This is a genomic window from Edaphobacter aggregans DSM 19364 (assembly GCF_000745965.1).
In the GTDB taxonomy this organism is placed as follows: Bacteria; Acidobacteriota; Terriglobia; order Terriglobales; family Acidobacteriaceae; genus Edaphobacter; species Edaphobacter aggregans.
In genome coordinates, this window is record NZ_JQKI01000219.1 from 1 (window position 1) to 6,399 (window position 6,399).

Annotated in this window: 8 protein-coding genes; 4 read left to right on the forward strand and 4 right to left on the reverse strand. The window is 57.0% G+C overall.

The genetic code is table 11. From position 1 onward, the window contains the following. Positions 1-473: methyltransferase domain-containing protein (locus tag Q363_RS29860; protein WP_211256432.1), on the forward strand; the 473-nt coding region annotated here is incomplete at its 5' end. A 407-nt stretch (positions 474-880) separates the two neighbouring features. Next, positions 881-1,351, forward strand: a complete 471-nt coding sequence (rnhA, locus tag Q363_RS29865; RefSeq protein WP_035358027.1) for a ribonuclease HI — start codon at positions 881-883, stop codon at positions 1,349-1,351. Between the two features lie 773 nt (positions 1,352-2,124). On the opposite strand, the gene Q363_RS44985 is transcribed toward rnhA, so the two are convergent. After that, positions 2,125-2,508: an integrase catalytic domain-containing protein gene (locus tag Q363_RS44985; protein ID WP_245632560.1), complete on the reverse strand. Its 384-nt coding sequence runs from the start codon at positions 2,506-2,508 to the stop codon at positions 2,125-2,127. A 79-nt stretch (positions 2,509-2,587) separates the two neighbouring features. Next, complete coding sequence (locus Q363_RS44990; RefSeq protein WP_245632561.1) at positions 2,588-2,872, reverse strand: helix-turn-helix domain-containing protein; 285 nt, start codon at positions 2,870-2,872, stop codon at positions 2,588-2,590. Here Q363_RS44990 and Q363_RS29880 point away from each other — a divergent pair. After that, positions 2,844-3,233: a TniB family NTP-binding protein gene (locus Q363_RS29880; RefSeq protein ID WP_051979536.1), complete on the forward strand. Its 390-nt coding sequence runs from the start codon at positions 2,844-2,846 to the stop codon at positions 3,231-3,233. The genes Q363_RS44990 and Q363_RS29880 overlap by 29 nt on opposite strands. Positions 3,234-3,374: 141 nt before the next feature. Beyond that, positions 3,375-3,497, forward strand: coding sequence for a hypothetical protein (locus Q363_RS45740; protein ID WP_281176106.1), 123 nt, complete (start codon positions 3,375-3,377; stop codon positions 3,495-3,497). A gap of 75 nt (positions 3,498-3,572) precedes the next feature. On the opposite strand, the gene Q363_RS29890 is transcribed toward Q363_RS45740, so the two are convergent. Both Q363_RS29890 and Q363_RS29895 read right to left on the reverse strand, forming a co-directional pair. Next, positions 3,573-4,955 carry a serine hydrolase gene (locus Q363_RS29890; RefSeq protein WP_064742758.1) on the reverse strand — a complete coding sequence of 461 codons (1,383 nt, stop codon included), beginning with the start codon at positions 4,953-4,955 and terminating at the stop codon, positions 3,573-3,575. Positions 4,956-5,496: 541 nt separating this feature from the next. Beyond that, the gene (locus Q363_RS29895) at positions 5,497-6,144 is read right to left on the reverse strand and encodes a tyrosine-type recombinase/integrase (RefSeq protein WP_051979538.1); all 648 of its coding nucleotides are present in this window, start codon (positions 6,142-6,144) and stop codon (positions 5,497-5,499) included. Positions 6,145-6,399: the final 255 nt, after the last annotated feature.

The window sequence follows — 6,399 nt, forward strand, 5'->3', positions numbered from 1 at the left end:
CCTCGCACGATGAACTGCACGAAATGAAGAAGACCGCCGCTCAGGGCGTCGTGATCGTAGCCGTTCCGCAACTCTTCCCCACTCCGCCCGAGTTGGCAGACCGTATGGTCGCGCTTGCGGACATTCGCCCAGGGCAACAGGTTTTAGAACCCTCCGCAGGAACAGGCCGAATCATTGATGCGATTCGCCGCAATGCTCACGGCTACGCGATCACAGCGGTTGAGCTGAATTGCAATATGGCTCACCGGCTCCGCACGGTTGATTGTGTCGATGACACTCGGCAGGCCGATTTCTTGGAGTGCAACGGCGATCTAGGAACCTTCGACCGCATTGTTATGAATCCGCCGTTTGCGAACGCAGACGATATCAAGCACATTATGCACGCCTTGAACATGTTGAAGCCCGGAGGCCGACTCGTCGCCATCTGTGCCAACGGCCCGAGGCAGAACGACACGCTAAAGGCCCATCGTTGAAGCGCGCGGCGGTCTCTGGGAAGAATTGCCTCCAGATACTTTCATCGGCGCAGGTACATGCGTTCGCACCGTCCTCCTCATGCTGGACGCATAACCAAGTGCCGCCCGTTTCAGGGGAACGCCGCAACGCGGCGCCTGAAGCGGGCGCAAGGGGACAAACCCCTTCGGTTTTTCCCCTTGACCTCTTTTCCCGCAAAATCATTCGGACGAGTAGGAACCTTCTCGCGGCAGAGGTCTAACGATTTCACGCGTGCTTTGGTTCGGGATCGATAAACGGGCTGGGGCTCGGCCGATGTCACGCGGCACTCAAATCCAGGGAGTTGATTCCAATGACCGCTCTCATTCCCCAAACGCGACACTCTGCGCCTGTAAAATCCACAGCGCCGAATGCTAACTTCGGCTAAGCGATGCAACCAGATCAGGTCACCATCTACACCGACGGCTCTTGCCTCGGCAATCCGGGCCCAGGCGGCTGGGCCTGCCTGCTCGAGTGCGGCGAACGCAAGAGCGAACTCTTCGGCAGCCATCCGAACACCACCAACAACCGCATGGAACTGGAGGCGGTAATCCAGGCGCTGCGCGCCCTCACCTGCCCCCGCACCGTGCACCTCGTTACCGACTCCGTGTACGTCAAAGACGGCCTGACCAAGTGGATCGTGGGCTGGAAAAAGAAGGGCTGGGTTACCGCCGAGAAGAAGCCAGTGAAGAACCAGGAGCTGTGGCAGGAACTCGACCGCCTCGCCGCCCAGCACACCATCCAGTGGAAGTGGGTGAAGGGCCACGCCACCGACGCCCGCAACAACCGCTGCGACGCCCTCGCGCAATACGCCGCGCGAAACCAGTCACGGAGTCGTGAAGTAGCGGCGTCGCGCACCTAATGTCGTGCTGGCGTCTGCCGCGTGACGGAGCGGAAGCGCAGTAGACTAGGAATGCATGCAGTACGTTCATATTCTCAATTTGATTGACGTTTATCTGGACCGCCTTACCAAAGCGAAGCAAATTTTGCTCCCACTCGACGGCCTGCCAACGAGCGCTCCGAAACGAGCAATTCAACCTGCGGCCCGAAAGAAGACACGCCCGAAGGCAGGGAGCGAGAAGCCTGCAACGGCATCGCTGCAAATCAGCCCGAGGCAGAGCAAGAAAAAAGCGAACTCAACGAGCATAGAACCGGTGGCCAGCAAGCCCCCTGTTATTCGGCGCAATAAGACACCCGACCCCGTCTTAGCGCCGCCTCTCATACTGAACCAACTGTTCTCTCAAGAACAACTGGAGGGGACGCATCAAGAGCCGGTCGTGCAGAGAGTAAGCTCGGCGATCAGCGTGCCGACAGTTGGCAAAGCACCAACGCAGCGGAATCGGAGCAAACGCAACCGAGCTCCAGTTGCGGTTGCCCTGAGTGGCAGTGTGTCTGCTGCACCGGTCTTCATTCCTGCCGAACAGATCCGCCAGGAGCGCTCACAGAGGGGGGCAGCGTCCGGAACGAAACACGAGGTCGGTGGACCAGCTGGATCGACGGCCGTAGTCCCTGTAGCTCCTTTGACCGCGGAATTACTCACCCGGCGGTGGTTACAGGGGCCCGTCTCCTAACCCTGTACCACCGCATCTCGGAGTCAAGATCACTGGGGGTGATATCCGGGCACATGATTTTCATTTAAACGACGTGCGTCAGCCGACCAGAAGCGCCATCATGACCTAGTCGCGCTTTCCCTTCAGGGTTGTTGTTTTCAGCATTGTTATTTGGCGTAGCGTTGATTGCCCCGCTGCACAAGAGACAGATGCCCATCTTCGTCCAGCTAAGAGAAAGCTTGGACAGGCCGAGCAAGCCGGTCCCAGCAAACGGAGCCCCGTTGTCCGTGCGGATCCGAGCCGGCATGTCGTACTCGCGCATCGCTGCTTCGCAGACAGCACCGACCTGGCTCAGGTCCATGCGTGATACTGTCTGGCATCGGATGAGGTAACGGCTGTGTGCGTCGGTGATGGTAAAAGGATCACACCTGGTGCCATCACCTGTGCTGAAGTAGCCCTTGAAATCCATGCACCAAAGCTGATTTGGTGCGTTGACCTCAGAGAATGGCTCCAAGCAAGGAGTCGTCCTGCGCTTCTTCTGCTTGGGATTAGTTAGGCCGGGCCCTGTGCAGGATGTTGCCGAAGGTGCTTGCTGCCGGCCAGTTCACACGAGGTTGAACCTTCTCCAAGCGTGCCTTTAGCTTCCGTGCTCCCCAACTCGGGTGCTTGCTCCGAAGCGCTAGGATCGCGTTCTCGGTGGCCTCTGAAGTTGCGTGAGAGCACCCGTGTGGCTTACGGCTCCTGTCCAGAAGCCCCTCCGGACCAACTTCCTTGATAGTCGTCGATGAAGCAGATCGACTGGCGATGAACAGTCTGGAGCAGCTGCGTTCCATCTTCGATCAAAGCGGTCTCGGCATGGTGCTCATCGGCATGCCCGGAATCGAAAAACGTGTCGCCCGGTACCCGCAGTTTTTCTCCAGAATTGGCTTCGTCCACGAGTTCAGAGCGCTGAGTGATGCAGACATCCAGGCCCTGTTGGAGCAACGATGGGCACCGGTCGGCATACACCTGCCCGCTCCATCTCCCGCACCAGAGGTCATCGCCGCCGTCATTCGACTCACACGCGGCAACTTCCGTCTGCTCGTCCGCCTGCTGACTCAGATGGAGCGCGTGCTAGCGATCAACGGTCTTGAGACCCTGTCGGTGGATGTCGTCGAAACGGCTCGAGAGAATCTAGTCATCGGGCAAGCCTGATGAGAGGCGACCCAGATCCAGCCACGTGTGCCAAATAATTAGCACAGAAGTGCGCCACATAATTAGCAAAGCAACACCCTACCTGACAGCGGCCTCACCCCCGAAGTCGTAGCGCGCCTGGTTCGTATGACCGGAGGCAACTTGCGACTTCTCACACGGCTGCTCACCCAGGTTGAACGCGTCCTGGGCGTCAACGACGCCCAGGTTATCTCGGTCGAAATCGTCGAGGCAGCTAGAGACAGCCTTGTCATCGGCCAAGCCTGAGACTCGGCGCCCTACGACAAATAATTCCACAAAAGCTACGACAAACAATTCCTCACCCTACAGTCCTGCCCGGCGTTACATTTGCGTTCCCGGTACCGGCGGCAACTCAATCGTACTGCTCTTCCGAGGCGCATCGTGATGACGTCCGCCCTGATGCATGACTATGCCCGTAACGGCTCCCTTCGTATCTTTTCGAAACTCCAATTGCGCATCGGCAATCTTTAGAAAAAACATGGTTTCGGATTCCGGATAAATCGGAGTCCATGGCTGACCGCCCAGCTTCGCCGATAGCTGATCCCCCTCCAGCTTGATCAGCAGGTTTGCGCCTGGCTCAAAGTCGTACGTTCCCGTGTAACGGGAAAGCACATCTCGTGAAAGCGTGATTTCTTTTCGTTCCCCCGATGCTGGCAGTTCCACTTTTTCGCCGTGAGCCAGAGCTCCCAGCTTGCTCGCAATCTCATTGGGGGTGCTGGCCCACTTCAAATTTCCCAGAACCGCGACGGTCAATTTGTCCTCCGGGTAATAGACCAGCGACGCGCTGAAGCCCTGCATGTAGCCGTCATGCCAGATCGCCTTTCGCCCGTTTAGCGTGGAAACGAAGAGCCCGAAAGCGTAATCGCCCTTATACGGAGTCGTCATCTTCCGCAGAGACGCTTCGGAAAGCACCTTCCCTCCGAAAAGACCCTGTTCCCAGCGCAACAGGTCTTCCGTCGTGGAATAAAGAGCCCCTGCAGAGAACGCACTCGACACGAAGCCCGCGTTCATCGGCCCGTCACTGCGGGGCACATAACCCGAGGCGCGACGCACAATGATGGCAGAGTTGGAATCGTCGTAACCCGAGTCCTTCATCCCTAGCGGCGTGAAGAGGTTCTCCTGCACGAACTGCGCATACGAGTGGCCACTGATCTTTTCAATCAGGTACCCGAGCAACACGTATCCGGAATTGCTGTAGCTAAACTTCTCTCCCGGTGCAAAGTTGAGCGGCTTGTCTCGAAACCGGGCGACCAGTTGTTCCGGCGTCGCCGGCATGGTTTTCGTTGCCTCGAGATCCGCTGTGTAGCCTTCCATAAATTCCGGGATCCCCGACGTGTGCGTGAGTAAGTGGAAAATCGTGATCTTATCCCACGTGGCGGGCGCATCGGGCAGATACTTTTTGACCGAATCCTCGGTTTTCAGTTTCCCCTGCTGTTCGAGTAACACGATGCTCGCGGCTGTGAACTGTTTTGTGATCGACCCCAGCCGGAACTTCGTCTCGGGCGAATTCGGTATTTTCAATTCGACGTTGGCGAATCCGTAACCTTTGCTCAGCATGGCGTCGTTCCCCCGTGCGACGAGAACGGAACCCATGAAGTGCTGATGGCCTACGTAGGCTTGGATCACCTGATCCATCCGGTTCAAGTCCTGTGCGCGGCACATGCCGACGACAAGGGAAAGGCACAAGAACATTACTGTTTTCATATTTCTCCTGCTTCACTGAGTTCTTCTCAGGACGAGCACTATCGCTTAGTCTTAGCTGTCTCCAGCAAAGGCTGCACGTTCTTTGGTAGTCGACTGAATCTGGGACGGCTGGGAAGTTGCCTTCTTAGCCAACCAATCGATCTCCACAGTTTGTTGAGAATATAGAGGGAAGGTAATAAACAGGAGAGATGCTCCTGTTAGCAAGGCTAATTTCATCATGGGCTCGCAATCTAAATCAATACGCCATTTGAATCTCTAGGTGGCTAACAAGGTCGCTGCCCGACTGCATCGGGAGAAACGAAGTAGATGTGTCTACAGATCGTAGACATATAGCGGTTTGCTGGAATTGAGCCCGGGAATGTTCGGTGATGTTAGATGGGAAGGGGATGAGTGTCAAGTCAAAAAGTACTTCGTGGCGGTACCTGTCATTCACACGTGGGTCGCAACGATAAAAATCAGAATTACCAAACCTGAACTTGCCTTATCTAGCTCGCGGCCTTTTTTGCGTTCTTGGACTTACTGCGCAGCATTCTTTCAATGCCTAAAGGCCCAGGTTATCGTTCACTGCGATCTCGATATCCTGCTCCGACCCCAGATAGCGTTCAGTGGTCTGGATCGAGGAATGGCCGAGGAGGAATTTAATCTGCTCCAGATCCCCGCCATTCTTCCTACACAGTTTCGCGCAGGTGCGGCGGAGGTCGTGGGCGCCGAAGTGCTCGATCCCGATTTGCTTCGATGACTGTTCAACTACCGACCAGACCGCCCAGTCGCTCAGCGTGTCGCGATTGATCTTCCCGCTTTTGGAAACCGAGCGCAGCAGCCGGCCGTCTTCGATGCCGGCCGCGGTCATCCAGGCGTTGATGCCGTGCTTGACCCAGATGGGGATGGCGACGGTGCGGATGCGCCGGCCCTTGCCTTCGAGGTCGGCCAGCACCCATCTCCCTTCTCGTTGCTGGATGGTCTCGACCTCGAGCTCGGCCAGCTCGTTCCGCCTGAGGGCGCAGCCGACCAACAGCGCCAGGATCACGTAGTCGCGTTTGCCCTTGAGCGTCGAGCGGTCGGGGACGGCCAGCAGCTCCTTGGGGTAGACCCAACATTGACACTGGTGGCGAATTATCTTTTGTGAATTGAATCGTTTGCGCTGGATGGGCGACTTTAAACTGCGAAAGATCAGGACCTCGTCCAGCACAGCCGTCTAGGGACGCCCTCGCTGAGTGCGTTGGCGATTTGGCATGAACCGACCCGAAAGACCAGCCACCTATCTGCCCGGCTGGCCGACCAGCCTCAGTTTTGCTTGTAATGAAGCGGATCGCGCGCATAAGCCCGGTCGATGGCGATTGCAATTCTGCTCATTCCCGGCGCAAGAGTAAGATCGAACGTTCGCTGGACGTCGTCCTTGTATGACGAGGCGTTTTCGCCTTCCAAGGTAATGTGCTGCGTCAAT